Annotated in this window: 19 protein-coding genes; 11 read left to right on the top strand and 8 right to left on the bottom strand. The window is 73.4% G+C overall.

From position 1 onward, the window contains the following. Positions 1-31 precede the first annotated feature (31 nt). Genes FXF60_RS12090 through FXF60_RS12100 form a run of 3 tightly spaced genes read right to left on the bottom strand, consistent with a single transcriptional unit; the run spans position 32 to position 6184 of the window. The gene (locus tag FXF60_RS12090; protein ID WP_151526228.1) at positions 32-925 is read right to left on the bottom strand and encodes a phosphotransferase; all 894 of its coding nucleotides are present in this window, start codon (positions 923-925) and stop codon (positions 32-34) included. Between the two features lie 27 nt (positions 926-952). Next, positions 953-5923, bottom strand: coding sequence for an Lhr family ATP-dependent helicase (locus FXF60_RS12095; RefSeq protein ID WP_202879624.1), 4971 nt, complete (start codon positions 5921-5923; stop codon positions 953-955). Positions 5924-5962: 39 nt separating this feature from the next. After that, entirely contained in the window at positions 5963-6184 is a 222-nt protein-coding gene (locus FXF60_RS12100; RefSeq protein WP_151526229.1) for a hypothetical protein, read from the bottom strand. Positions 6185-6290: 106 nt separating this feature from the next. On the opposite strand from FXF60_RS12100, the gene FXF60_RS12105 reads away from it, so the two are divergent. Together FXF60_RS12105 and FXF60_RS12110 are read left to right on the top strand one after the other, a co-directional pair. Continuing rightward, positions 6291-8246, top strand: a complete 1956-nt coding sequence (locus FXF60_RS12105; protein WP_151526230.1) for an ABC transporter transmembrane domain-containing protein — start codon at positions 6291-6293, stop codon at positions 8244-8246. Further along, complete coding sequence (locus FXF60_RS12110; protein WP_151526231.1) at positions 8243-10192, top strand: ABC transporter ATP-binding protein; 1950 nt, start codon at positions 8243-8245, stop codon at positions 10190-10192. Before FXF60_RS12105 ends, FXF60_RS12110 begins: the two co-directional genes overlap by 4 nt. A 17-nt stretch (positions 10193-10209) precedes the next feature. Here the strand turns inward: FXF60_RS12110 and FXF60_RS12115 are convergent, their stop codons facing one another. Then, on the bottom strand, positions 10210-12066 hold the full coding sequence (locus FXF60_RS12115; protein ID WP_151526232.1) for a carboxyl transferase domain-containing protein: 1857 nt from the start codon (positions 12064-12066) through the stop codon (positions 10210-10212). A gap of 65 nt (positions 12067-12131) precedes the next feature. On the opposite strand from FXF60_RS12115, the gene FXF60_RS12120 reads away from it, so the two are divergent. Genes FXF60_RS12120 through arr form a run of 4 tightly spaced genes read left to right on the top strand, consistent with a single transcriptional unit; the run spans position 12132 to position 14116 of the window. Continuing rightward, a complete protein-coding gene (locus FXF60_RS12120) occupies positions 12132-13052 on the top strand; it encodes an AEC family transporter (RefSeq protein WP_151526233.1) in 921 nt (306 codons plus the stop codon). Positions 13053-13062: 10 nt separating this feature from the next. Further along, positions 13063-13284, top strand: coding sequence for a DUF3046 domain-containing protein (locus FXF60_RS12125; protein WP_151526234.1), 222 nt, complete (start codon positions 13063-13065; stop codon positions 13282-13284). A 12-nt stretch (positions 13285-13296) separates the two neighbouring features. Further along, complete coding sequence (locus FXF60_RS12130) at positions 13297-13689, top strand: VOC family protein (RefSeq protein ID WP_238335836.1); 393 nt, start codon at positions 13297-13299, stop codon at positions 13687-13689. Further along, positions 13682-14116: an NAD(+)--rifampin ADP-ribosyltransferase gene (arr, locus tag FXF60_RS12135; RefSeq protein WP_151526235.1), complete on the top strand. Its 435-nt coding sequence runs from the start codon at positions 13682-13684 to the stop codon at positions 14114-14116. Before FXF60_RS12130 ends, arr begins: the two co-directional genes overlap by 8 nt. Positions 14117-14140: 24 nt before the next feature. Here the strand turns inward: arr and FXF60_RS12140 are convergent, their stop codons facing one another. Then, entirely contained in the window at positions 14141-15274 is a 1134-nt protein-coding gene (locus FXF60_RS12140; RefSeq protein WP_192796727.1) for an aspartate-semialdehyde dehydrogenase, read from the bottom strand. 14 nt (positions 15275-15288) lie between these two features. Next, positions 15289-16560: an aspartate kinase gene (locus FXF60_RS12145; RefSeq protein ID WP_151526236.1), complete on the bottom strand. Its 1272-nt coding sequence runs from the start codon at positions 16558-16560 to the stop codon at positions 15289-15291. Positions 16561-16814: 254 nt separating this feature from the next. On the opposite strand from FXF60_RS12145, the gene FXF60_RS12150 reads away from it, so the two are divergent. The 3 genes from FXF60_RS12150 to FXF60_RS12160 all read left to right on the top strand — a co-directional run bounded on the left by FXF60_RS12150 (position 16815) and on the right by FXF60_RS12160 (position 19858). Further along, complete coding sequence (locus FXF60_RS12150; protein WP_151526237.1) at positions 16815-17897, top strand: NYN domain-containing protein; 1083 nt, start codon at positions 16815-16817, stop codon at positions 17895-17897. Between the two features lie 318 nt (positions 17898-18215). Then, entirely contained in the window at positions 18216-19244 is a 1029-nt protein-coding gene (gene recA, locus FXF60_RS12155; protein WP_437440866.1) for a recombinase RecA, read from the top strand. Continuing rightward, on the top strand, positions 19244-19858 hold the full coding sequence (locus FXF60_RS12160) for a regulatory protein RecX (protein ID WP_151526239.1): 615 nt from the start codon (positions 19244-19246) through the stop codon (positions 19856-19858). Before recA ends, FXF60_RS12160 begins: the two co-directional genes overlap by 1 nt. Positions 19859-19870: 12 nt before the next feature. Here FXF60_RS12160 and FXF60_RS12165 read toward each other — a convergent pair whose 3' ends face one another. Continuing rightward, a complete protein-coding gene (locus FXF60_RS12165; protein ID WP_151526240.1) occupies positions 19871-23176 on the bottom strand; it encodes a S41 family peptidase in 3306 nt (1101 codons plus the stop codon). A gap of 62 nt (positions 23177-23238) precedes the next feature. Continuing rightward, complete coding sequence (locus tag FXF60_RS12170) at positions 23239-23655, bottom strand: hypothetical protein (RefSeq protein ID WP_151526241.1); 417 nt, start codon at positions 23653-23655, stop codon at positions 23239-23241. Between the two features lie 95 nt (positions 23656-23750). On the opposite strand from FXF60_RS12170, the gene FXF60_RS12175 reads away from it, so the two are divergent. Together FXF60_RS12175 and miaB are read left to right on the top strand one after the other, a co-directional pair. After that, entirely contained in the window at positions 23751-24497 is a 747-nt protein-coding gene (locus FXF60_RS12175; protein ID WP_151526242.1) for a sulfite exporter TauE/SafE family protein, read from the top strand. A gap of 52 nt (positions 24498-24549) precedes the next feature. Further along, positions 24550-26085, top strand: a complete 1536-nt coding sequence (gene miaB, locus FXF60_RS12180; protein WP_151526243.1) for a tRNA (N6-isopentenyl adenosine(37)-C2)-methylthiotransferase MiaB — start codon at positions 24550-24552, stop codon at positions 26083-26085. Positions 26086-26107 lie beyond the last annotated feature (22 nt).

Raw genomic sequence — 26107 nt, forward strand, 5'->3', positions numbered from 1 at the left:
CTACGCGCCGGCCCGGCTCGCCGCGACGCGTTTACGCGGTCTCGCCCAGCCCACCGAGCTCGTGGCGCAGCCCGCCCAGCGCGGTCCTCGTGTCACCGTCGTCGTCGTGCGGACCGCGCAGCCAGTCGGCGTACGAACGCACCTCGCCGAGCTGCCACTCGAGACGGAACAGGCGCAGCAGGTCCGGGTCGTGGGGGACGAGCGAGGCGTATCCGTCGAGCACGTCCCGCTCGCGCGGCGCCAGCCGCAGGGTCTCCCAGTCCAGGAGCAGCAGGCGTCCGTCGTCGGCGCGCCAGAGGTTGTGCAGGCCGGGCTCGCCGTGGGTCGGGACGTAGCTCGAGGGGTCGAGGCGGTGGGTCAGCCGCAGGTATGCCGACAGCCCGCGCGCGACGTCCGCGGCCTGCCGACGGATGGCCGTGCGGGCCGCCTCGCCGTGCGGGCCGGAGTCCCAGGGGGAGGTCGACCACGCGTCCAGCTCCTCGACGAGATCGGGGCGGACGAGCGGCACCCACGTGACGACGCCCTCCGGCGGCGGGGTGGCGTGCAGGGCGCGCACCGCCGACACCGCGTCGGGACCGAGTGCGTCGGGTCGGCTGCCGTGCACCCAGGGCGTGCAGCTCAGCCACCCCTCGGCCAACGGGCTGGTGAAGCGACCCTCGGTGGTGGCCAGGCCGGCGTGCACCGCCGGGAGCGAGGCCGCGAGCCGGGCGGCCGCGGCATACGTCGCCTCCAGCGTCTGCGCGGTGTGCCACAGCGGAGGGTCCAGCGTGACGAAGTAGCGCGGCTCGCCCGTGACGTCGGCCCGCCAGTGCCAGGCGCCGAACCCGATCGGCAGGTGGGTCAGCGCGTCGACCGACGGGTCCCACAGGTCACGCACCCGGTCCAGCACCTGCTCCGTGGTGACTCCGCGTGGCTCCTCGTGCATCGACACAGGGTAGGGCTGCGGTGCGCCTCACCGGCGCAGGCGCAGACCCTGCGGAGCGGTGTGGAAGCCCGCGTCGGCGAGCGCGCCGGCCAGCGGGTGGGTCGTGGACAGCGCGCCCACGCCATCGATCCGGGCGATGGTGATGCCTCCCAGGGTGCCCCGGCGCACCGCGGTGACCAGGGCCTGCCCGACGCCTCGCCAGACCTGCTCGGGCTGGGCCTCGGGGGCGGGCGCGAACGTGAGCGCGCTGCGCCCGCCCCGCTCCAGGTAGACCGCGAGCGCACCGTCCACCAGGACCACCATCGAACCCGCCTTCCGGGCGGGTCGGTGCGAGCCCTCCACGTCCTCGCGCACCGGCCACGGCACGCCGGCGCCGTAGGGGTTGGCCGGATCGGTGGCGGCGAGCAGCACCACCTCGGCCTCGCCGGCGCCGTCGGAGCGCTGCCGGTCCAGCGCCCGCAACCGGTCGATCGCGCCGGCGCTGCCGAACTGCGCAGCACCCAGCCCTTCCACGACATATCCCCGCCGCACCCGTCCGGCCTCCTCGGCGCCGGAGAGCACGCGGTAGACGCCGGCGAAGCCTCCGGGCACCCCCTCGGCCACGACCGCGCCTCGGGTGAGGACGCCGTAGCGGTCCAGCAGCTGCTCCGCACCGGCCAGGGCGCGCACGGTCGGGTCGGTCTCCACCGGGGGCAGGACCGACCACCTGCCGACCGTCGTCGGCGGGCCGGAGCGTGAGGGTCGACCGGGGGACCCGGTGCCGCGGCTGCCCGAGCCGGACAGGCCCACCGAGGTCCGGGACCAGCGCCCGGGACCGCTGCGGGCACGTCGCGCGCGGTGCGTGGTGCGACCGCCCTGCAGCAGCGCGCGCACCGGCGCGAAGGTGTCGGCGGCGACCGCCCCTGACCAGACCAGGTCCCACAGCGTGGCGGCGAGCCGCTGGTCGTCCATCGACCCCACGGCGTCGCTGAGGGCGCGGAAGAAGTAGGCGCCTCCGGCGACGCGCCCCAGCACCTCGAGCACGGCCTGCTCGACTCCGTCGCCCTCATCGTCGGTCTGGGCCGGGGACGCGACGAGGGTGAGGTGCGCGGTGTCGGCGAGGTGCAGCGAGACCCACCCGTCGTCCCCCGGCAGCGCACCGTGCCCCTGCCACAGCACCTCACCGGAGCTCATCAGCTCGTCCAGCAGCGCGGGGGAGTAGTCCGTGACCCGGGCGGGCAGCACCAGCGACTCCAGCGCGGACGCGGGCACCCGCGCCCCCGCCAGCTGCTCCACCGCCCGCACCGTCCCGTCCAGGCCGCGCAGCTCCCCCACGGACTGCCAGCGCGGCAGGAATCGGGCATACGCGTCCTGGCCGACCGGCTCCACCTCCTGACGGAGCGCCGCGAGCGAGCGGCGACGCAGCAGCCGCAGCACCTCCGCGTCGCAGACGTCGTCCTCACCCGTGCCGGAGGGCGCCAGGGCGCCCATGACCATCCGGCCGGACGACACCTGCCGCCGGACCGCGTCACGCACCACGGCGGTCCCGAGGCCCAGCCGGGAGGCGAGATCCTCGATCCGGAACGGGGTGTGCGTGCGCGCGTGCCGCACCACCAGGTCCGCGAGCGGGTCCTCGACCGCCTCCAGGAACGCGGCGGGCACGCCCACCGGCATGGCCACGCCGAGGGCGTCCCTGAGCCGGGCGGCGTCCTGGGCGTCGGCGACACGGTCCGTCCCCGCGACCCGCACCTCGATGACCCGACGCGCCTCGAGGAGCGAGGAGATCCAGCCCTCCACCTGATCCTGCTGCTCGTCGGTGGTGCGGGCCGCGACCTCCTTCCGGCTCAGCGGCCCGAGGACGCGGAGCAGGTCGACGACCTCCTCGGGGTCGCGAGCCCGGCGCTCTGGCGCCAGCCGCTGCAGGTCGGCCTCGGTGCGGGCCACCACGTCCGGATCGAGCAGGTCGCGCAGCGCGGCACCCTCGCCGCGTCCGAGAAGCTCGGCCAGCAGGCCCGCGTCCAGGGACAGCGCCGCCGCCCGCCGCTCGGCCAGGGGGGAGTCGCCCTCGTAGAGGAACTGGGCGATGTAGCCCATCAGCAGGGAGGAGGCGAACGGCGAGGGGCGCGGGGTCGCGACCGACACCAGGCGCACCTCGCGCGAGGCGAGAGAGCGCATCAGCTCCCGCAGGGCATCGACGTCGTAGACGTCCTGCACGCACTCTCGGACCGCCTCGAGCACGATCGGGAAGGTGGGGTAGCGGGCGGCCACCTCCAGCAGCTGGGCGGACCGCTGGCGTTGCTGCCACAGCGGTTGGCGGCGACCCGGGTTGCGTCGCGGCAGCAGCAGGGCGCGGGCGGCGCACTCGCGGAACCGCGAGGCGAAGAGCGCGGAGCCGCCGATCTCGGTGGTCACCAGGTCGGCGACCTCGTCCGGATCCAGCGTGAGCAGCTCGGCGATCTCGGCGTCCAGCCGCGCGGCGTCGGCGGAGCCGCCGCGACCCTCTCCCGGGGTCTGCTCCCCGCCGTCCCCCGGGTCGTCCCAGCCTCCCAGGTCCGGCAGCCGCAGCACGATGCCGTCGTCGGCCGCCAGCGCCTGCACCTCGGTGCCGAACCGCTCGCGCATCCGGGCCGCCAGGCAGAGCGCCCAGGGGGCGTGCACGGGACTGCCCCAGGGCGAGTGGACCACGACCCGCCAGTCGCCGATCTCGTCGCGGAACCGCTCGATGACGATGGTCCGGTCGTCCGGGAGGTGACCCACCGCCTCGCGCTGGTCGGCGAGGTAGGTCAGCAGGTTGTCGGCGGCGAACCGGTCCAGCCCCCGGTCCGCCAGGTGCTCCGCCGCGTCCCCCCGGGACATGGCGGCGGTCCGTCGCACGAACTCGCCGACCGCCGCCCCGAGCTCGGCCGGGCGGCCCAGCGACTCGCCCTTCCAGAACGGCAGCCGGCCGATCTGGCCCGGCGCCGGGGTGACGAGGACCTGGTCGTGGGTGATGTCCTCGATCCGCCAGCTGGTCGTGCCGAGGGTGAAGACGTCACCCACCCGCGACTCGTAGACCATCTCCTCGTCCAGCTCGCCCACCCGGCGGCCGGGCCCGTCACCCGTGGCGAGCATCACGGCATACATGCCGCGGTCCGGAATCGTGCCGCCGGAGGTGACGGCGAGCAGCTGGGCGCCGCGGCGGGCGCTGAGCGTGTCGGTGACGCGGTCCCAGACGATGCGTGGGCGCAGGTCCGCGAAGTCCTCACCGGGGTAGCGGCCGGCCAGCATGTCGAGCACGGCGTCGAAGAGGGACCGGGGGAGAGCGGCGTAGGAGGCGCTGCGGCGCACCAGCGCGAAGAGGTCGGCGACCGACCAGTCCTCCATCGCCAGGACGGCCACGACCTGCTGCGCCAGGACGTCCAGCGGGTTGGTGGGCACCGCCAGCTGCTCGATCGCGCCCTGGCGCATCCGGTCGACGACGACCGCGCTCTGCACCAGGTCCGCACGGTGCGTGGGGAAGAACACCCCGTGGCTGACCGCACCCACCTGGTGCCCGGCGCGCCCCACGCGTTGCAGCCCGGAGGCGACGCTCGGCGGGCTGGCCACCTGCACCACGAGGTCGACCGCACCCATGTCGATGCCCAGCTCCAGGCTGCTGGTCGCGACCACGGCCGGGAGCCGGCCGGACTTGAGCGCGTCCTCGATCTGTCCCCGCTGCTCCTTGCTCACCGACCCGTGGTGGGCACGCGCGAGCACCGGCGGCGCGGCGCCTCCGGCACCCGACTGCGCCATCACCTGGGCCGGGGTCCGGGTCTGCCGCCGGTGGCCGCGAGCACCCCCGACCGGCTCACCGTCGTCGCCGCCCCCACCGGGCTCCGCGCCGGCGTCGTGACCCTCGTGCGCGGCGCTCTCGTCCGGATCGTCGGGATCGTCCGGGTGCCGCGCGTCCCACTCCTCGTTGAGGCGGGAGGTGAACCGCTCGGCGACCCGGCGGGAGTTGGTGAAGACCAGCGTCGAGGTCTGCGCCGCCATCAGGTCGGTGACCCGTCGCTCGACGTGCGGCCAGATGGATGCCCTCTCCTCCGGGTCCGGTGCGGGTGCCCACACCTGCGCGTCGCCGTCGGCGTCGTCGTCCCCGGCGCCGTCCAGGTCGGGGAGCACCGGACCCGGGCCGGCGACGTCGGCCCAGTCGTCCGGCTCCGCTCCGGCGGAGGCCCGGTGCGCGGGCGGGTCTGCGCGCCCGTCCGGCCGCTCGGCGGCGCCGGGGTCGGCCATGTCCGGGACCGGCACGACGACCTGCAGGTCCCAGCTCTTGGTCGAGGGCGGCTGCACCGTGGAGACCGGGCGACCGCCGGCCAGGTAGCGCGCGACCTCCTCCACCGGCCGGACGGTCGCGGACAGGCCGATGCGCTGCGCCGGCCGCTCCAGCAGGTGGTCCAGCCGGTCCAGGGTCAGCGCCAGGTGCGCCCCGCGCTTGGTGCCGGCCACGGCGTGCACCTCGTCCACGATGACCGACTCCACCCCGGTCAGCGCGCTGCGTGCCTGCGAGGTCAGCAGCAGGAAGAGCGATTCCGGGGTGGTGATGAGGACCTCCGCGCCGTCCTTGGCGAAGGCACGGCGCTCGGCGGCGGGGGTGTCACCCGAGCGCACCGCGACCGCGACGTCCCGGGGTTGCTCGCCGAGGCGTCGGGCCGCGTGATCGATGCCGACGAGCGGGCTGCGCAGGTTGCGCTCCACGTCGACCGCGAGCGCCTTCAGCGGGGAGACGTAGAGCACCCGGCACCGTCCCTCGCCGCGCCCGCGGCCGGTGCCGGCGTCGCGCGGGTGCGCGGTGATCCGGTCGATCGCCCAGAGGAAGGCGGACAGCGTCTTGCCGGACCCCGTCGGCGCGACCACGAGCGTGTGCTCCCCGCGGCTGATCGCGTCCCAGGCACCGAGCTGCGCGGGAGTCGGCCCGGCGAAGGACGCCTCGAACCAGGCCCGCGTCGGTGCGGAGAAGCGGTCGAGCACCTCGCTCGACGTGGGGGCGGCGTCGGTCACAGGGTCACTGTGCCACGCACCGCCGACAGCCCTGCGGCCTCAGTCCATCGTGCTGGTGATCGGGCGGTCGTCCCGCCGCTGCGGCACCAACCGGCGCCGCGTCTCGGTGACCACCCGGTTGCCGTAGGCCCCGGTCACCGGGGGCATCTCCGGCCGCTCGAGCTCCTTCTTGGCGTGGTGGTCGGTCCGGTGCTCGGGACGCCACAGCTTCAGCGCGACGAGCAGCTTCTGCCACCAGGCCAGGTTCTGACCAGTGCTCACGTGGTTCCTCCAGGACGCCGGGACGGGATGCTCGGGCTCATCCTCTCATCCGGAGCCGATATTCGGTGGTGGGGTGTCGGAGGGCCGTTCTACGCTGAGCGACGCCATGCGCGACTTCCCACCCCAGGTCAGTGCCTGGACCGATGCCCGGGACGGGGCCGGTCACCAGGCCGGGATCGGCGTACCCGACACCCGTGGTCCGCTGCGGTTCCTGTGGTGGCTGCTGCGCCAGCAGGGCGACCTCGTGCTCGCCGGGTGCCTGTGCAGCCTGCTCTGGATGCTGCCCACGGCGCTCACCCCGTGGGTCTTCGGGCAGGCGGTGGACGAGGGCATCCGCGCCGGCGACGCCGGTCGCACCGCGCTGTGGTGCGGCGTGCTGCTCCTCATCACCCTGGTCGGGGCGAGCAGCGGCGTCTTCTACCACACCGTCGTCGTGCGCTCCTGGCTGTATGCCGCCTACGGCCAGACCCGGTTGGTCACCCACCAGGTCACCCGGCTGGGGCACGTCATGCCGCGGCGCGCGCCCACCGGTGAGGTGCTGAGCGTCAACGGCAGCGACGGCGACCAGTTCGGCCACTTCATCGAGATCTTCTCCCGCCTGGTCGGCAATGTCGTCGCCTACGTCCTCGTCGCGGTCATCGTGCTGCAGATCTCGGTGCCGCTGGGCCTCGTCGTGCTGCTCGTGGCGCCGGTGCTGGCGCTCGTCTCCTCGGTCCTGCTCCGCCCGATGGCCGCCGCGCAGACCCGGGAGCGCAGCCGCGACTCCGAGCTGACCTCGATGGCAACCGACATCGTCGCGGGCCTGCGCATCCTGCGCGGGATCGGCGGTGAGCGGATCTTCGGCGCCAACTACGCCCGGCAGAGCCAGCGGGTGCGCCAGGCCGGGGTGCAGGCCGGGTCGTGGGGCGCCTTCGTCGAGGCCGTGGGCGTCCTTCTGTCGGGCCTGTTCGTCGTCGCGCTCATGGTGCTCGGCGTGCAGCGGGTGCGCGACGGCGACCTCCAGATCGGCGAACTCATCACCTTCCTCGGGTATGCCCTCTTCCTGGTCCAGCCGATCCGCGTCGTCTTCGAGGCGGCCCAGCAGATCACCCGCTCGGTGGTCTCCGCGCGCAAGACCATCGGGGTCTTCGGCACCACCGACCCGTGGCCGGAGCGGGCGCCGCTCGAGCCCGACCAGCTCCGCGCCCTGGCCGAGGGCGAGCTCGTCGACGCCTCCTCCGGGCTGCGGGTGCGGCCCGGCCGGCTGACGATGGTCGTCAGCGCGCTGCCCGACGAGAGCGCCCGCCTGGCCGACCGCCTGGGCCGCTACCTGCCCGCCGGCGACACCGTCCCCTCCGGCGACGACGAGGCCACCGGCCGCGCCGCCCGCCGGGCCGCCGCGGAGCGCTCCCGGGTCCGCGCCGACCTGGAGAGCCGTGACGCCGAGCGCGCACAGGGCGCGTGGGGAGTCACCCTGGACGGCACCGACCTGGCCGACCTGCCGCTGGACCAGGTGCGCTCCCGGGTGCTCGTGAGCGACACCGCCGCGCACGTCTTCGCCGGCACCCTGCAGGACGCCGTCGACCCGCACCGCACGCTGCGCCGCGAGCAGGCCGAGGCCGCGCTGCACGCCGCCGCTGCCGAGGATGTCTACGACATCCTCCCCGGCGGCTGGCAGGGCGTGCTCGACGAGCGCGGCCGCGGCCTGTCCGGCGGCCAGCGCCAGCGACTCGTGCTCACCCGGGCGCTCGCGGCCGACCCGCCGGTGCTCGTGCTCGTCGAGCCGACGTCGGCGGTGGACGCCCACACCGAGGCACGGATCGCCGACCGGCTGCCCACGCACCGGCGCGGCCGCACGACCGTGGTGATGACCGCCTCCCCGCTGCTGCTGCACCACGCCGACGAGGTGGCCTTCCTGGTCGACGGCGCGGTGGTGGCCACCGGCACGCACGACGAGCTCGTGACCGGGCACCCGGCATACCGCTCGACCGTGCTGCGCGGCGACGCCGAGGCCGCGCCGGCCGGCAGCACGACGACAACCACGACGACCACGAACGGCACGACCCAGGAGGTGACCCCGTGAGCGACCTGCTCGACCCCGAGCTGCGCGCGCGGTCCGCGCGCACCTGGCGCGACGCGGACGACCGACCTCCGGTCGTGCCGGACCTCCTGCACCCACCGGACCCCGGCACCACCGGGCTCCGGGACCGGCACCGTCTGCTCTGGCAGCGGCACGCGCTGCGTCGCGAGCGGGCACAGGCGCACCTCATGACGGCGCTGGACCCGGACCGCGGTCTGCCCGTGGCGAGGTCGCGCACGGTCGTGGACTACCTGCGCGGGCTGCTGCGGGAGCGCTCCCGGCTCGTCGTGCTCGTCACCCTCGCCAACGGTCTGGCGGCCGCGGCCGGGCTGGCCGTGCCCCTGCTGCTGGGGCGTCTCGTCGACGCCGTGGACCTCTCCGGCGGCGACCCGGCGGTCGGCGTGGTGCGCGACCTCGTGCTGCTCGTCGTCGTGGTCCTGGTGGCGCAGGCGGTCCTCACCTACGCCGCCAAGGGACTCGCGGCGGTGCTCGGCCAGGGCGTGCTCGCGCAGGCCCGCGAGCACGTCATCCGGGCGGTGCTGCGGCTGCCGCTCGGCAAGGTCGAGTCGGCCAGCACCGGCGACCTCGTCACCCGCGTGACCCGTGACGTCGGCTCGATGAGCGGGGCGGTGCGCTGGGCGCTGCCGGAGTTCATCATCGGGGTCGTCACGGTGCTGCTGACCGTGGTCTTCATGGTGCTCAACTCGTGGGCGCTGGCGCTGCCGACCCTGGTCACCGCGTCGCTGTCGCTGTTCCAGATCCGGCGCTACCTGCAGCAGGCGCCGGCCGGCTACCTGCTGGAGGGCGCGACCTACAGCGACATCAACACCACGCTCACCGAGACGGTGGAGGGTGCGCGGACGGTCGAGGCATACCGGATGCAGCAGGACCGGCGCTCCGCCGGCGTCGACGACATCGAGGTGTCCTCGCAGGCCGAGCGCTACGGGCTGGTGCTGCGCAACGTGCTCTTCGCGGTGATGGACATGGCCTTCTCGCTGCCGCGGGTCATCACCCTGGTCGTCGGTGCCTGGCTCTACTCCCGCGACGCGGTGACGATCGGCGACATCACCACGGCGATGCTCTACATCGAGACGTTCTACGGCCCGTTCGACCGGCTGGTCGGCACCATCGACCGGCTCCAGGTCGGCGTCGCCTCGACGACCCGTCTGCTGGGGATCGCCGAGGTGCCGCCGGACCGCACCGCGGGCGACGACCGGCCCGAAGGCAGCACCCTCGTCGGGCAGCGGCTGCGGTATGCCTACCGCCCCGGCCACGACGTGCTCCACGGCATCGACCTGCGGCTGGAGCCGGGGGAGCGGCTGGCGATCGTCGGGCCCTCGGGGTCCGGCAAGTCGACGCTGGGCCGGCTGATCTCGGGCATCCACGCGCCGACCGGCGGCACCGTCCGGGTCGGCGGGGTGGAGCTGACCGAGCTGCCGCTGGAGCTGCTGCGCACCGAGGTGGCGCTCGTCACCCAGGAGCACCACGTCTTCCGGGGGTCGGTGCGGGACAACGTCGAGCTCGCCCGGGACGGCGCCGGCGAGGACGGGGTCTGGCGTGCCCTCGCGACCGTGGACGCGCTGGACTGGGTCCAGGCGCTGCCACAGGGCCTGGACACCGTCCTCGGGTCGGGCCACCACGAGGTGACGCCCGCGCAGGCCCAGCAGATCGCGCTGGCCCGGCTGATCCTGGCCGACCCCCACACCCTGGTGCTGGACGAGGCGACCAGCCTCATCGACCCGCGGACCGCGCGGCACCTGGAGGGCTCGATGAACGCCCTGCTCACCGGTCGGACCGTGGTCGCGATCGCGCACCGGCTGCACACCGCGCACGACGCGGACCGGATCGCGGTGGTCACCGACGGGCGGATCGTCGAGCTGGGCAGCCACGACGAGCTGATCGCCGCCGGCGGGGAGTATGCCGCGCTCTGGCGGGCCTGGACCAGCTGAGTGCCCGCTCTAAGCGGTCAGTCCTCGGTCTTGTCCTCGGTCGTGGCCAGCTTGCCGAGGGTGCGCGGGCGGAGCCGGTCGTCGGCCTGCCGGCGCAGCCGCCGCGGGTTCAGGCCGTGCTGGGAGTTGTAGCCCTTGACGATCGCTCCGCGGAGCTCGCGCACGGTGACCTCCGGGTTGTCGGCGTCGTGCACGATCGTGTCCACGAGGCCCTGCGCCTTGAGGTCCAGGGCGGAGGCCTTCATCGTCTCCAGCGTCATCCCGACCTGCTCCACGCTCGGGTTGGCCACGCTGTAGAGGATGGACGCGGTCGAGCGCGGCTCGGACACGAAGCCGAGCGCGCTGTCCAGCATGATCGTCTCCCGCCCGAAGGGCGTCGTGGCCAGGCCACCTCCGGACCCCATCGCCCCGGTGATGACCGAGATGGTGGCGAACGGGTGCGACGCGGCGCGCTTGATGCTCTGCGCGATGGCGCGGGACTGGCCGCGCCGCTCGGCGGCCATCGACGGCATCGCGCCCAGGGTGTCGGTGAAGAAGACGATCGGCAGGTCCCAGCGCTCGGCCGCCGTCATCATCCGCACGGCGTACTCGAAGTCCTCCGGGCTCGGGTTGGCCGGGCGCTTCCCGACATACCCGCCGGAGATCGAGTAGGACGGCTGGTCGCCGATCACCATGAACGACTGGCCGGCCAGCGAGGCCAGGGCAGCGATGATGCTCGGATACGTCTTCTGGTCCTCGAACCGGACGTGGTTGTAGAACGGCACCGCCGAGTCGAAGACGTGCCGCAGCAGGTACTCCGTGTCCAGCCGTCCGGCGCCCGCCGCGATCTCGTTGTAGCGCGCCATGAGCGAGTCGCGGGGGGTGGCGCTGTCGCGGTCCCGACGCTCGCGGGGGATCTCGACCTGGTCCTCGACCTGCTGGCGGTCCCACAGTGCCGCGGAGAAGCCCTCGGGCCCGGCGGTCACCGTGCGGGAACCGGACTCGGGCAGCTCCTCACGGGACTCCTTGACCCGCAGCCGGTTGCCGGTGCGCCCGGAGCTGAGCACCTGGCCGACGAAGGCGATCAGCTCGTCGACGTCCTTGACGAGGACGTCGACGTTGCGGTCCAGGTAGTTGGCCTCGGCGCTCTGCAGCCCTCGCGGGACCTCCCGGCCCTCGAAGGTCTCGATGACCCGCCTCCCGGCGAAGCCGTAATCGGTCCCCTCCAGCGCGACGATGAGGTCGGCCACCGGCACGGCGCTGGCGGACATGCCGCCCCACACCTGTCCGGCGAGCACCGAGATGTAGGGGCGGTTGGTGGTGTGCTGGAACTTGTTGGCCGCCGCCGCCATCCGCTGCATCTGCACCAGGCCGAGGACGTTTTCGTGCTGACGCACGCCGGAGGAGGCGCCCATGCTGATCAGCGGCAGCCCCTCGCGCTCGGCGAGCTCGGCCGCCTGGACGAACTTCTCCCCGGCCACCTCGCCCAGCGACCCGGCGAAGAAGGACCAGTCGACGACGTAGACGACCGCCCGCTCGCCGCCGAACTGCCCGATGCCGAAACGCGCCGACTCGCTCGTGCCGGAGCGTGCCTCGGCGTTGCGCAGCTTGTCGGTGTAGCGCTCGATGGTGTCGCCCACGCGGCGCTGCAGCCCGATGAGGTCGTCGACGACGCGCAGGTGGCCGAACCGCTCCTGGAGGTTGACCGCCTCCATGAAGCGGGTGACCGCCTGGGTCGGGTTCAGGCCGGGGCGGGACTCGTAGAGGCTGGCGACGGTGCGCGGCACGACGGGGCGGCGGTCCAGCAGGTCGGGTGTGACGCCGCCCTCTCCGTAGACGTCGTCGACGTCGAGATCGGGGTCCGCTGCGTCGCGACTCTCGCGGGGATCGGCCATGAGGTCGAACGCTAGCAGCCGGGCGGTGTCGATCCCGCGACGGCCACGGCCGATAATGGGTGCCCGTGGTGGCCGTGCTCGAGGGGTTCTCGTTGATCGCCGCGGTCATGGCCGTGGGGTGGCTGCTGGCGCACACCGGGCTGTTCGGCCGCGAGGAGCAGCGGATGCTGGCCCGCCTCACCTTCTGGGTCGGGTCGCCGGCGCTGCTCTTCCTCATCGTGTCGCGGACGGCGGTGGAGGTCATCTTCTCCGGGTTCCTCGTGGCGACCGTGGTCGCCGTCGCGGTGTGCGCGACGGCATACCTCCTCCTGGCGCGGCTGCTGCTGCGCCGCCGGTGGGCCGACGCGATCATGGGCGGGATGGCGGCGAGCTACGTCAACACCAACAACCTCGGCATCCCGATCGCGATCTACGTGCTGGGTGACGCCTCCTGGGCCGCCCCGGTCCTGCTCATGCAGCTGCTCTGCCTGCAGCCCGCCTGGCTGGCGGCCCTGGACGCCACCCGGGTGGGCCGGGTGTCCTGGCGCCGCGTCCTGCGCTCGCCGTTCACCAACCCGCTGACGCTCGGGACGGTCGCGGGGCTCGCGGTGAACCTCTCCGGCTGGCGACCGCCGAGCCTGCTGCTCGCCCCCGTCGAGCTGGTCAGCGGGATCGCGGTGCCGTGCATGCTCATCGCCTTCGGTCTCTCGCTGCGGCTCGCGCCGCTGCCCGGCCGGGAGGCGCTGGCCGAGCCGTTGACGGTGCTGCTGGTCAAGATGGTGCTCATGCCCGTGGTGGCCGGGGTGGTGGCCGGCCCGGTGCTGCACCTGGACACGACCGCCGTGCTCGCGGTCGTGGTGATGGCCGCGCTGCCCACGGCGCAGAACGTCTACGTCCTCTCCCTCGCCTACGGGCACGGCGAACGGATCGCCCGGGACGCCGTCTTCCTCACCACGGTTCTGTCGTTGCCCGTGATGCTGCTGGTCATGGCGTTGCTCGGTGACTAGCCTGGCGAGTATGCGGTTGAGCGAGTTCTGGGAGCTGGTGGAGCAGGAGTTCGGCTCGGGCTACGGCGCCGTCGTGGCGCGGACCCAGGTGCTGGGGAGTCTGGGTGGTCGCACCGCCGAGGACGCGTTGCACCAGGGCGAGTCGGTCCGTCGGGTCTGGGAGGCGGTCTGCCGCGACATGGACGTGCCGCCCGAGCACCACTTCCCGCCGGGCGAGCCCCGGAAGCTCTGAGGCGCTGGGACCGTGTCGACGCTGCGGCTCTACAACACCGTGTTCGACTGCCGGGACGCGCTCGCGCTGTCCCGCTTCTGGGCCGACGCCCTGGGCTGGGACCTGCGCCAGCAGGAGCCCGGTTGGGCCACGATCGGTGACCCGGACGGACCGCAGCGGCTCGGCTTCGGCCCGGTCCCGGAGGAGCGGACGGTGAAGAACCGGCTGCACCTGGACCTGCTGCCCGCCCAGGGCGTGAGCCGGGAGACCGAGCGGGCGCGGCTGGAGTCGCTGGGTGCGCGACTGCTGCACACCGTCCGGGAGGGTGACCTGGTCGCGCACGACGTCATGGCCGACCCGGAGGGCAACGAGTTCTGCCTGCTCGAGCCCTACCCGGAGTACTTCGACGAGCCGACCGATGGGTGAGCCTGCGGAGCCGGTGCCCTTCGAGGTCTACCAGGAGGGGGTCTACCTCCACGGCACCAAGGCGGATCTCGCCGTCGGCGACCTCCTCGTCCCCGGCCGCGGGTCCAACTTCGAGGAGGGCCGGACGATGAACTACGTCTACGTCACCGAGACGCTGGACGCGGCGACCTGGGGCGCCGAGCTGGCGGTCGGGGAGGGCCGCGGGCGCATCTACGTCGTGGAGCCCACCGGCGAGCTCGAGGACGACCCCAACGTCACGGACAAGAAGTTCCCCGGCAACCCGACGCGGTCGATGCGCTCCCGCGAACCCGTCCGCGTGGTGGGGGAGCTCACCGACTGGGTGGGCCACCCGCCGGAGCTGCTGCAGGCGATGCGCGACGGCCTGGCCGAGCTCCGACGCCGCGGTGAGGCGGTCATCGAGGACTGAGCCCGGACTGCCGGGCGCGGGGACTCAGACGAGCTCGCGCTCCAGCAGCACCTCGGCCAGCTGCACGGTGTTGAGGGCCGCGCCCTTGCGCAGGTTGTCACCGGAGATGAACAGCACCAGGCCGCGCCCGTCGGGCACCGACTGGTCCACCCGGATCCGTCCCACGAGCGAGGGGTCCTTGCCGGCGGCGGCCAGCGGGGTCGGCACGTCGGTCAGCTCGACGCCCGGGGCGCCCGCCAGGACCTCGCGTGCCTCGTCGGGCGTGATCGGGTCGCGGAACTCCGCGTGCACCGCGAGGCTGTGGCCGGTGAAGACCGGCACCCGCACGCAGGTGCCGGAGACGGCCAGGCCCGGTATGCCCAGGATCTTGCGCGACTCGTGGCGCAGCTTGGCCTCCTCGGTCGTCTCGTCGTCCGCGCCCAGGTCGCCCGCCAGGGGCAGGACGTTGAACGCGATCGGCGCGACGTAGGCCGACGGGGTCGGCAGCTCCACCGCGCTCCCGTCGTGGGTCAGCGCCTCCACCGGCAGCTGGCCGCCGAGCGCGGCCCGCGCCTGGTCGGCCAGCTCGCTCACCCCGGCCAGGCCGGAGCCGGACACGGCCTGGTAGGTCGCGACCCGCAGCCGCTCCAGGCCCGCCCGGTCGTGCAGCGGGCGGAGGACGGGCATCGCCGCCATGGTCGTGCAGTTCGGGTTGGCGACGATCCGCCGGCCGGTCTCGCCGGTCGCCAGCCCCAGGTCGTCGGGGTTGACCTCGCTGACCACCAGCGGCACCCGGTCGTCCATCCGCCAGGCGGAGGAGTTGTCCACCACGACGGCACCGGCCGCGGCGAAGCGGGGCGCGTGCTCCCTGCTGGCACCACCGCCGGCGGAGAAGAGCGCGACGTCGATGCCGGTCAGGTCCGCGGTGGCGACGTCCTCGACCACGACCTGGCGCGCGTGGGCATACCCCTCCGCGCCGCGGGCCGACCCGGCCCACTCCAGCTCGCTCCCGGCCGACCGGGCGGAGGCGAGGTAGCGCACCGAGGCCACCGGGAAGTCGCGCTCGGCGAGCAACCGCCGCATGACCGCACCGACCTGGCCGGTGGCCCCGACGATCGCCACGTGCAGCCGCCGGTCGTCGGCACCGCCCTCGGGCCCGCCGGTCGGGGTGCCGGTCACCGCGCTCACCGCGCTCACCGCCCCGACCCGCCGTAGACCACGGCCTCTTCCTCGGCGTCCAGGTCGAAGGCCGTGTGCACCGACCGGACCCCCTCCTCGAGGTCGCTCTGGTCGCAGATCACCGAGATCCGGATCTCCGAGGTGCTGATCATCTCGATGTTGACCCCGGCGTCGGCCAGCGCGGAGAAGAGCCTGCTGGCGACCGAGGGGTTGGAGCGCATGCCGGCGCCGACGAGCGACAGCTTGCCGACGTGGCTGGTGTAGAGCACGTCCGCGAAGCCCATCTGCTCCTGCAGCGCCCGCACCGCCGCGACCGCCGTCCGGCCGTCGGCCTCGGGCAGGGTGAAGGATATGTCGGAGGTCTCGGCGTTCGACGTCGAGACGTTCTGCACGATCATGTCGATGGCCACCCCAGCCTGGGCGACGGCACCGACGACGGCGGCGGCCGCGCCGGGGCGGTCGGGGATCCCGACCGCGGTGACCTTGCCCAGCGACGTGTCGTGCGCGATGCCGGAGATGATCGGCTCTTCCATGGTGTCCTCCGTGAGGGGTCGCCCGACCAGAATCCAGGTGCCTTCCTGGTCGGAGAAGCTGCTGCGGACGTGCAGGGGCACCTGGAAGCGGCGGGCGTACTCCACCGCGCGCAGGTGCAGGATCTTGGCGCCGTGCGCCGCCATCTCGAGGGTCTCCTCGATGGTGATCCGGGTGACGCGGCGGGCGCTGGGGACGATGCGGGGGTCCGCGGTGTAGAGCCCGTCGACATCGGTGTAGATCTCGCAGACGTCGGCGCCCAGCGCCGCCGCCAGGGCGACCGCGGTGGTGTCCGAGCCACCCCGGCCGAGGGTGGTGATGTCGTCGTCGGTGGAGATGCCCTGGAAGCCGGCCACGATCGCCACGGCTCCGTCCTCCACGGTGCGCCGCACCCGGTCCGGCTGCACGTCCAGCAGCCGGGCGCGGCCGTGGGCGGTGTCGGTGCGCATCCCGGCCTGGGCGCCGGTGTAGCTGCGGGCGGGCACCCCGAGCTGCTCGATCGCCATCGCCAGCAGCGCCATCGAGATGCGCTCGCCCGCCGAGAGCAGCATGTCCATCTCCCGCTCGGGCGGCGTGCCGGGGGAGATCTGGCCGGCGAGGTCCAGCAGGTCGTCGGTGGTGTCACCCATGGCGGAGACGACGACGGCCACCCGGTCGCCCGCCCGGTGGGCGGCGACGACGCGCTGGGCGACGCGGCGCATCGCCTCGGCGTCGGCGACGGACGAGCCGCCGAACTTCATCACGAGCAGAGCCATGTATCTTCCTGTGCAGGGTGTGCCGGTGGGTGGTCGTCGGACGGCGGCGTCCCGACCGGAGGTCTGAGGATCCAGTCTAGGGGTCGCCGGGGGCTGTCCTTGACGCCGGGGAATCCACCCCGTCGACGACCCGCCTCCCACCGGGCGTCGCGAATGGTTGTCGTGCGGTCCACCGGGCGTCGCGAATGGTTGTCGTGCGGTCCACCGGGCGTCGCGCGTGGTTGCCGGCCCGTGTGCGGCATACCCTCGTGGTCATGGATGACGAGGACCGGATCGCGCTGCTCATCGACTACGAGAACCTCGCGCTGGGCTCGCGGGACCACCTGGGGGTGCCGTTCGACCTGCGACCCGTGGCCGACGCGCTCGCCGAGCGGGGCCGGGTCGTGACGCGACGTGCCTACGCCGACTGGTCCTACTTCGACGACGACCGGCGGATGCTCACCCGCAACCACGTCGAGCTGATCGAGATGACCCAGCGCATGGGCGCCTCCCGCAAGAACGCCGCCGACATCAAGATGGCGGTCGACGCCGTCGAGATGGCCTACGAGCGCGACTACCTGACCACCTTCGCGATCTGCACCGGCGACAGCGACTTCACCCCGCTCGTGCACAAGCTGCGCGAGCTCAACAAGCGGGTCATCGGGTTCGGGGTGCGCGACTCCACCTCGACCATGCTGCCGCCGGCGTGCGACGAGTTCCTCTACTACGACGACCTGGACGGCGTGGTGCCGGCCGAGGCGGTCCCGGCGGCCGAGAAGGGGATTGGTGCGCGCAAGGGACGTGGTCGCGGGTCCACCGGCAAGGGCGCTGCCGCCGCGGCTCCTGTGGAGGAGCCGGAGCCCTCGACGGAGGACAACGGCGAGTCCACACCCGACCTGGCGGCCCTGGTGGCGCAGACGGTCTCCGGGCTGCAGCGCAGCTCCGGGGGCGCGGTGACCGCGTCCGTGCTGAAGCGGACCCTGGTGCGCAAGGACTCGACCTTCTCCGAGGCGGCCTACGGCTTCCGCGCCTTCGGGGAGCTGCTGGACCACCTCGCCGGACGCGACATCATCGAGCTGAGCGCCGGTCCCGCCAAGGGGGACCCGGAGGTGACCCTGCCCGAGGAGGGCGGGCGGCAGGACGCCTTCGCGCTGCTGCGGCAGACGGTGGGCGAGCTGGACGAGGGGTCCGGGGTCGCGCTCTCCGGCCTCAAGGACCAGCTGCGTGCCCGGCGGGAGGGCTTCTCCGAGAAGCCGCTCGGCTACGGCTCCTTCCTGCAGTTCGCCAAGGGCGCGGACGCCGCCGGCCTGGTGCAGCTGCGACGGCAGGGCTCCGGGTATGTCGTGACCGCCCCCTGAGAGCGGCTCCCGGACGGGTGTGGTCCGACACGCCCAGGGCCGCTCCCGCGTGTCGTACAGATTTTCGATTACCGTCGTCCACATGGTGTCGCCCGTCGACGCGGTCGTCCACAGATCTGTGGTGGAGGCCGAGGTGTGTCGGTGGCGGCGCCTAGCGTCTGACGCAGACGGTGGATCACCCCTCCAGGGTGGTCCGCAGGTCGGTCGAAGGTAGGCGCGCCCGCCACGAGACGAAGGAGCAGGCACATGCCACAGGCAAGCAAGACCACGAGCGCACCCGGGGTCAACAACGACAGGCTGAGGGCTCTCGACACGGTGATGGCCCAGATCGAGAAGCAGCACGGCAAGGGCTCGGTCATGCGGCTGGGTGACGAGGAGCGGCCGCCGATCCAGGTGATCCCGACCGGCGCCATCGCCTTGGACGTGGCGCTGGGTGTGGGTGGCCTGCCGCGCGGACGCGTGGTGGAGATCTACGGCCCCGAGAGCAGCGGCAAGACCACGGTCGCGCTGCACGCCGTGGCCAACGCGCAGCGGGGTGGCGGGATCGCCGCCTTCATCGACGCCGAGCACGCGCTCGACCCGGAGTACGCCAAGAAGCTCGGTGTCGACACCGACGCGCTCCTGGTCAGCCAGCCGGACACCGGCGAGCAGGCGCTGGAGATCGCCGACATGCTGATCCGCTCCGGTGCGCTCGACATCATCGTCATCGACTCGGTGGCGGCCCTGGTGCCGCGGGCCGAGATCGAGGGGGAGATGGGCGACAGCCACGTCGGTCTGCAGGCCCGGTTGATGAGCCAGGCGCTGCGCAAGATCACCGGTGCGCTCAACTCCACCGGGACCACCGCGATCTTCATCAACCAGCTGCGCGAGAAGATCGGCGTGATGTTCGGCTCTCCCGAGACGACGAGCGGCGGCAAGGCGCTGAAGTTCTACGCCTCGGTGCGGATCGACGTCCGTCGGATCGAGACGCTGAAGGACGGCACCGACGCGGTCGGCAACCGGACCCGCGCCAAGATCGTCAAGAACAAGGTGTCCCCGCCGTTCAAGCAGGCCGAGTTCGACATCCTCTACGGCCAGGGGATCTCCCGTGAGGGAGGGCTGATCGACATGGGTGTCGACCACGGCTTCGTCCGCAAGTCCGGCGCCTGGTACACCTACGAGGGCGAGCAGATGGGGCAGGGCAAGGAGAACGCCCGACAGTTCCTCAAGGACAACCCGGACATCGCCGACACCATCGACCGCAACATCAAGGCCAAGCTGGGCATCGGGGTCAGCGCCGCACCGGCCGGCGAGGACCTCCCGGACGGGGTGGACCCGGTCACCGGTGAGGTCTCGGTCGACTTCTGATGGCCGGCGCAGACAGGCTGTCTGCGGCCCGGCAGGCGCTGGCGGCGGCCGAGGACGCCGCCAGCGCCTACGGCCTGGCGCCAGGCCGACCGGGGGCCCCTGGCACTGGTGTCGGAGACGCTGACGGCGAGCCCGATCCGCAGGCCGTCGCCCGCAAGATCGTGCTGCGCCAGCTCGCCATGGGCCCCCGGACCCGGAGCCAGCTGGCGGACAAGCTGCGTGACAAGGGGTGCGACCCGCAGGTCGCGTCGCGCGTCCTGGACCGCATGAGTGAGGTCGGTCTCGTCGACGACGAGGCCTACGCGGAGATGTATGTCCGCTCCAAGCAGGAGACCAAGGGCCTGGCCGCCGGTGCCCTCCGCCAGGAGCTGCGGAAGAAGGGGGTCGCCGACGAGGTCGTCGACAGCGCCCTGGAGGACATCGACCCCGAGCACGAGAAGGAGCAGGCGCGTGCGCTGACCGAGCGCCGGCTCCGGACCATGCGTGGTCTGGACCGCGAGGTGCAGACCCGTCGGCTCGCCGGGTTCCTGGCCCGCAAGGGCTACAGCTCAGGGGTGTCCTACCAGGTCATCCAGGAGGCGCTCTCCGACCTGCCGGAGAACCACCGCGACTGAGGGATTCCTGGCTCAGCGGACCTTCGGCTCCGGCAGCTCCGGCGGGGTGGCCGCCGGGCGCTGGGCGAGGAGCTCCAGCGCCTCGTCGACGGCACGGTCGAGCTGCAGGTCGCGGCCCTGAGCCGTGTCGGCGGGGGAGTGGACCACCTCGATGTCCGGGTCGACGCCGTGGTTCTCCACGCCGAACCCCTTGCCCTCCAGCCAGAAGGCATACCGCGGCTGGGTGATCTGGGTGCCGTCGACCAGGTCGAACCTCCCGTCGATGCCGACCACGCCACCCCAGGTCCGGACCCCGACCACGGGGCCGAGACCGAGGGCCTGCGCCCCGGCGTTGACGATGTCGCCGTCCGAGCCCGAGTGCTGGTTGGCGACCAGGACGACCGGGCCTCGGGGTGCCTGCTCCGGGTAGCGGCCGGCGGACTCGTAGTAGCGCGCCGGGGCCCACCCCACGACCCTGGCCGTGAGCCGGGACAGGACGAGCTGGCTGGTGTGGCCGCCACGGTTGTAGCGGACGTCGACCACCAGCCCCTCGGCCCGGGTGGCGTGGTGCAGGTCGCGGTGCAGCTGGGCCCAGCCCACGCTCATCATGTCGGGGATGTGCAGGTAGCCGAGCCGTCCGCCGGACCGCTCGGTCACGTAGTCGCGCCGCGAAGCGACCCAGTCCTGGTAGCGCAGAACCTCCTCGTCCGGCACGGGGACGACCACCACCTGCCGGTCCTCGCCGTTCCGGCGCAGGGTGAGCTGCACCGGCTTGTCGGCGGCCCCCACGAGCAGCGGCGCGGGGCCGGCCGCCGGGTCGACGGGCCGGCCGTCGACGGCCACGACGACGTCGCCCTCCTGGGCCCCCACGCCGGCCGCCTGCAGCGGCGACCTCGCGTTCGGATCGCTGGACTCGCCAGGCAGGATCCGGTCGATCCGCCAGCCGTCTGCGGCCGCCGAGAGGTCCGCTCCCAGCAGGCCGAGCCGCCGGTCCAGGTCGCCGGGCGGGTGCGGGGGCGTGACGTAGGCGTGCGAGGTGTTGAGCTCACCGACCGTCTCCCACAGGACGTCCTGCAGGTCGTCGTGGGTCGCCAGCCGGGCCACGAGCGGGCGCCACCGGTCCGTGGTCGCGGCCCAGTCCACCCCGTCCATGTCCGTCCGCCAGAAGTGGTCCCGCATGATCCGTGCGTTCTCGTCGAACATCTGCAGCCACTGCACCCGCGGCTCGACCTCGACGCGGACCCGGGTGAGATCGACCTTCACCCGGTCGGCCGCACCCTCCTCGCCCTCCTCGGGCTTCCGGTCGGCCGGCTGCACGTGCAGCGACTCCTCGTGCTGGACGACGACCCGCTCGCCGTCGCCGGAGACCCGGTAGTGGTCCACGGCGTCGACGACGGTGGTGAGGGTCCGCTTGAGGAAGCTGTAGAACTCCAGCGAGTCCTTGGCGCCCTCACCCTCCACGCCGGAGCGTCGCGTGCCCAGCACGCCGGCCTCGCCGGCCACCCGCACCCAGAGGACACCGTCCTTGGCGGCGCGCAGGTCACGGTAGTCCGCCGAGGGCACCGGGAAGGGAGTGATCCGCTGCTCGGCACCTGCGGCGTCGAGGTCCGGGCTGGCAGGGGGCTGGGCGGGTGTGCCGCTCGGGTCCCCGCCGTCGGACTCCCCGGCCGTGCCGGACCGCTCCGCAGCCGGCTTGTCCTCCTGCGCCTCGCTGATCCGCCACCCCTGCAGGCTGGGCCCGAAGGGGGCCGGCTCGTCGGCGGCCAGCGGGATGAGCCACGGGCGGGTGGCCCCCGCGAAGCTCAGGGCGAACTCGTGCGCGTCGTAGGTGGGGTCGAAGGTGCGGTCGGAGAGGAAGACCACGGCGGTCCCGTCGTGGGTGAAGTCCGGGTCGCGGTCGTGGTACCGACCGGTGGTCAGCGCGACCGCGTCGCCCTCGCCGGGGACGTCCAGCAGCATCAGCTGGTGGTGCTCGCCCTCCCCGCTGGTCGGCTGGCTCCAGACGAGGTAGCGGCTGTCCGGGGAGAACCGCGGGGTGAGCGCCTCACCCTGGGGTGAGCGGCCCACCTCACGCGTCCGGCCCGAGGCGACGTCGAGCAGCCGGACCGTCCCGTCGTGGCTGATCGTGGCGACCCGCGACCCGTCCGGCGACGCAGCTAGGTGCAGCACCCGGCCGAGGTCCCCGGCGGCGACCCGCCGGGGTGCCTCCGACCCGTCCAGCGTGTGCACCTCGAGCGCGTCCTCGCCCTCCGCGTCGGTGACCAGGACCGCACGCGCCCCGTCGCGTCCGAGGAAGGCGGGCTCCCGGGTGCGCACCGCCGAGTCGGCGACGAGGGCCCGGACCGGCCCGGCACGGTGGCTCGCCCAGAAGGTCGCGCCGGTGGTGCCGACCAGGCTGGCGTCACCCCCGTGGTCGACGCTGAGGTGGTCCAGCCGCTCCGGGGCGGGCACGGTATGCCTGGCCGGCGGCCCGACCGGCAGGCTCACCTCGATCCGGCGCGGGGTGGCGGTGAGCGAGTCGAGCAGCCACAGCTCGCCGCGGCTGTGCCAGACGACGCGGGTGCCGTCGGTGCTGGCGTCGCGGACGTAGCCGACGCTCTCGTCCTGCGTCGTCAGCTGGCGCGGCCCGGTCGCCGTCCGGCGCAGCCGGCCGGTGGTCCCGCCCGGCCGCTCCCAGGCCCAGAGGTTGGCCTGCTCGTGCGCCCGGTCGGGGAAGGTCGCGGCCCGGTCGGAGACGAAGAGGAGCGTGTCGCCGACCCACATCGGGTCCACCAGCGACGCGGACTCGTCGGCGAGCAGCTGGGTCCACTCGCCGCGGCCGCGGTCGTCCAGCCACAGCCGGGGGGCGGTGCCGCCGCGGTACCTCTTCCACTGCGCCGGGACGCGGCTACCGACCGTGCTGAGCGCGACCGTGCCGTCGCCCCGGACGGCGACCCCCCAGGCGCTGCCCCACGGCATACGCTCCACCGCGCCGTCCAGCCCGACAGCCTTGACCACGGCGTGGCGCATGTTGCTCTCACCGGCGTTGCTCGCGACCAGGACCCGGCCGTCCGCGCTCCACCCCAGGACCAGCGTCGCCGAGCCGGCCCACCAGGTGAGCCGTCGGGCGGCACCGGTGGCCACCTCGACCAGCATCACCTCGGGGTGGCCGTCGCGATAGCTGACGTAGGCGATGTGCGCGCCGTCGGGCGAGAAGCGGGGAGTGCGTGCGGGCTCGTGGTCCGCGGTCAGCCGCCAGGCCCGACCGCCGTCGACCGGGGCGATCCACAGGTCGTCGTCCGCGACGAAGGTGACCAGGTCGTCGTGCAGGTGCGGGTAGCGCAGGTATCCGGTGCTCACGCGGCCGACCTTACGTCGCGGGGCGGCCGAACGCACCACGGTTCTCGTCCGGCCGCGGCCGGCTACTCGTCCTCGCTGCGCGGCTCCTCGTCCGAGGGCTGCCACTCGACCTCGGTCAGCTCCTCCCGGCTCGAGTCCGGGTCGTGGTAGTGCATGGCCGACTCCTCGGGCGAGTCCCAGCTGGTGGTGTGGCACTCGCGGGCGATGTCGCGCGCCTCGTGGTCCGGGCGGTGCCGCTCGGCATACCGCGGCGACTCCTCCTGACGCTCCCGCTGGGCGATGCTCTCCACCCGTGACTGCTCGTCCGCGGTGACGCCGAAGGCGCTCGAGCCCCAGTAGTGCTCACCGCTGCTGTAGCCGCGGTCCAGCACGTCGCCCTCCCCGTCGAGCGTGTCCTCCGGCTGCAGCTGGTCCTCGGCGTCGACGCTCCACACCCCGAGGTCGTCGCCGATGGTCTCGCGATCGGCCTGGTCGCTCATGACGGTGCTCCTTCGCTCACGCCCGATGGAGCACACAGTAGCGCCGGGAGGGTCGGTGCGGCAGCCGGAGCGGGCCGTGCGACAGACTGCGCGGTGTGACCACCGCCCTGCTCGTCGTGCTGGCCGTCGCCGTCGGGGCGGCGCTGCAGCGGGTGGCCGGCATGGGCCTGGGTATGACGGTGGCGCCGGTGGCGTCGGTGCTGCTGGGCCCCGTGGCGGGGGTCACGGTCTCCAACGTGACCGCGATCGTGGCGGCCGCCATCCTGGCCGTCCTGCTGCGCGGCGACGTGGACTGGCGGCGGTTCTGGACGCTGGCGCCGCTGCTGGTGCTCGGCTCGGTCCTGGGCGCGCTGGTGGTCCGGCACACCTCCACCGCTGCGCTCGACATCGTGCTCGGGGCGAGCGTGCTCATCGCCATCGCGGCCGTGCTCGGTCTGCAGGAGCGGATCCGGGTGACCGGACGGGGCGCCGTGCTCGTCTCCGGCGCGGTCGGCGGCTTCATGAACACCACGTCGGGGGTCGCGGGTCCGGCGATGGCGGTGTACGCCGTCGCCTCGCGGTGGGAGCACCGCTCCTTCGCCGCGACGCTGCAGCCGATCTTCCTGCTCGCCAACGTCGCCTCGGTGATCACCAAGCTGTCCCTGGGTGCCATGCCCGAGCCGGGGGTGGTGCCGTGGTGGGCCTGGTGGGTGGCGTGCGCCATGGTGCCGGTCGGGATCGTGCTGGGGTCGGTCGTGAGCGGTCGGGTCAGGACGCAGACGGCCCGGCGGGTGGCCATCTCGGTGGCGGCCGCCGGCGGGGCGATCGCGCTGGTGCGCGGGCTGGTGGGCTGGCTGGGCTGAGGCCGACGGAGGGACACCGGGCGGCGTCGGAGCACGTATCCTGGAGGGTGCGATGACGACCAGCACCAAGACCTACGACGTCCGCACCCACGGGTGCCAGATGAACGTCCACGACTCCGAGCGCCTCTCCGGCCTGCTGGAGACCGCGGGCTACGTCGACCTGACCAGCCTGCCCGGTGACCAGCGGCCGGAGGTCGCCGACGTCGTCGTCTTCAACACCTGCGCGGTGAGGGAGAACGCCGCCAACAAGCTCTACGGCAACCTCGGTCAGCTGCGCCCGGCCAAGCAGGCCAACCCGGACATGCAGATCGCGGTCGGCGGGTGCCTGGCGCAGAAGGACCGGTCCACGATCGTGGAGCGTGCGCCGTGGGTGGACGTGGTCTTCGGCACGCACAACGTCGGCTCGTTGCCCGCCCTGCTGGACCGGGCCCGGCACAACAAGGCCGCCGAGGTCGAGATCCTGGAGTCGCTGGAGACCTTCCCCTCCACCCTCCCGACCCGGCGCGACTCGGCCTACTCCGGCTGGGTGTCGATCTCGGTCGGGTGCAACAACACCTGCACCTTCTGCATCGTCCCGGCGCTGCGCGGCAAGGAGAAGGACCGGCGGCCCGGCGAGATCCTCGCCGAGATCGAGGCGCTGGTCGCCCAGGGCGTCGTCGAGATCACCCTGCTGGGGCAGAACGTCAACACCTACGGCGTCGAGTTCGGCGACCGGCTGGCCTTCGGCAAGCTGCTGCGCTCCTGCGGGGAGATCGAGGGGCTGGAGCGGGTCCGCTTCACCAGCCCGCACCCCGCAGCCTTCACCGACGACGTGATCACCGCGATGGCGGAGACGCCGAACGTCATGCCCAGCCTGCACATGCCGCTGCAGTCCGGCTCGGACCGCGTCCTCAAGGCGATGCGCCGGTCCTACCGCAGCGCGAAGTTCCTCGGGATCCTGGAGCGGGTGCGGGAGCAGATCCCGGACGCCGCGATCACCACCGACCTCATCGTCGGCTTCCCCGGAGAGACCGAGCAGGACTTCCAGGACACCCTCGACGTGGTGCGCGAGTCGCGCTTCTCCAGCGCCTTCACCTTCCAGTACTCCATCCGCCCCGGCACCCCGGCCGCCGAGATGGACGACCAGGTGCCGAAGGAGGTCGTCCAGGAGCGCTTCGACCGGCTCATCGAGCTGCAGGAGGAGGTCTCCTGGGCCGGCAACCGCGAGCTCGAGGGGCGTGAGCTCGAGGTCCTGGTGGCGCCGGGAGAGGGCCGCAAGGACGCCGAGACGCACCGCCTGTCCGGGCGGGCGCGGGACAACCGCCTGGTCCACTTCGCGGTGCCCGAGGGTGCCGAGGTGCCGCGGCCCGGGGACGCGGTGAGCGTCGCGGTCAGCTACGGCGCGCCGCACCACCTGGTCGCCGACTCCGGGCTGCACGGCGGGGTGTATGCCGTCCGCCGCACCGCGGGCGGGGACGCCTGGGCGGCGCTGCAGGAGGGCGGGACGCCGGGCGCGGTGCGGAAGCCGGCGGTGAGCCTGGGCATACCGACCGTGGGTGCGCCACCGGCCCGCGAGGTGGCTGCGCCCGTCTGCTGCCCGACGGACTGAGCGGCGAGGACCCAGGGCCCGG

It is taken from the genome of Serinicoccus kebangsaanensis, assembly GCF_008919445.1.
In the GTDB taxonomy this organism is placed as follows: domain Bacteria; phylum Actinomycetota; class Actinomycetes; order Actinomycetales; family Dermatophilaceae; genus Ornithinicoccus; species Ornithinicoccus kebangsaanensis.

What these genes read in the sequence shown, in the direction of transcription:
- FXF60_RS12150 (WP_151526237.1), top strand. Translation starts at nt 16,815, where the DNA reads ATGGATGACGAGGACCGGATCGCGCTGCTCATCGACTACGAGAACCTC.
- FXF60_RS12115 (WP_151526232.1), bottom strand. Translation starts at nt 12,066, where the DNA reads ATGGCCGATCCCCGCGAGAGTCGCGACGCAGCGGACCCCGATCTCGAC.
- FXF60_RS12125 (WP_151526234.1), top strand. Translation starts at nt 13,063, where the DNA reads ATGCGGTTGAGCGAGTTCTGGGAGCTGGTGGAGCAGGAGTTCGGCTCG.
- recA (WP_437440866.1), top strand. Translation starts at nt 18,216, where the DNA reads ATGGCCCAGATCGAGAAGCAGCACGGCAAGGGCTCGGTCATGCGGCTG.
- FXF60_RS12090 (WP_151526228.1), bottom strand. Translation starts at nt 925, where the DNA reads ATGCACGAGGAGCCACGCGGAGTCACCACGGAGCAGGTGCTGGACCGG.
- FXF60_RS12170 (WP_151526241.1), bottom strand. Translation starts at nt 23,655, where the DNA reads ATGAGCGACCAGGCCGATCGCGAGACCATCGGCGACGACCTCGGGGTG.
- FXF60_RS12105 (WP_151526230.1), top strand. Translation starts at nt 6,291, where the DNA reads ATGCGCGACTTCCCACCCCAGGTCAGTGCCTGGACCGATGCCCGGGAC.
- FXF60_RS12145 (WP_151526236.1), bottom strand. Translation starts at nt 16,560, where the DNA reads ATGGCTCTGCTCGTGATGAAGTTCGGCGGCTCGTCCGTCGCCGACGCC.
- arr (WP_151526235.1), top strand. Translation starts at nt 13,682, where the DNA reads ATGGGTGAGCCTGCGGAGCCGGTGCCCTTCGAGGTCTACCAGGAGGGG.
- miaB (WP_151526243.1), top strand. Translation starts at nt 24,550, where the DNA reads ATGACGACCAGCACCAAGACCTACGACGTCCGCACCCACGGGTGCCAG.
- FXF60_RS12160 (WP_151526239.1), top strand. Translation starts at nt 19,244, where the DNA reads ATGGCCGGCGCAGACAGGCTGTCTGCGGCCCGGCAGGCGCTGGCGGCG.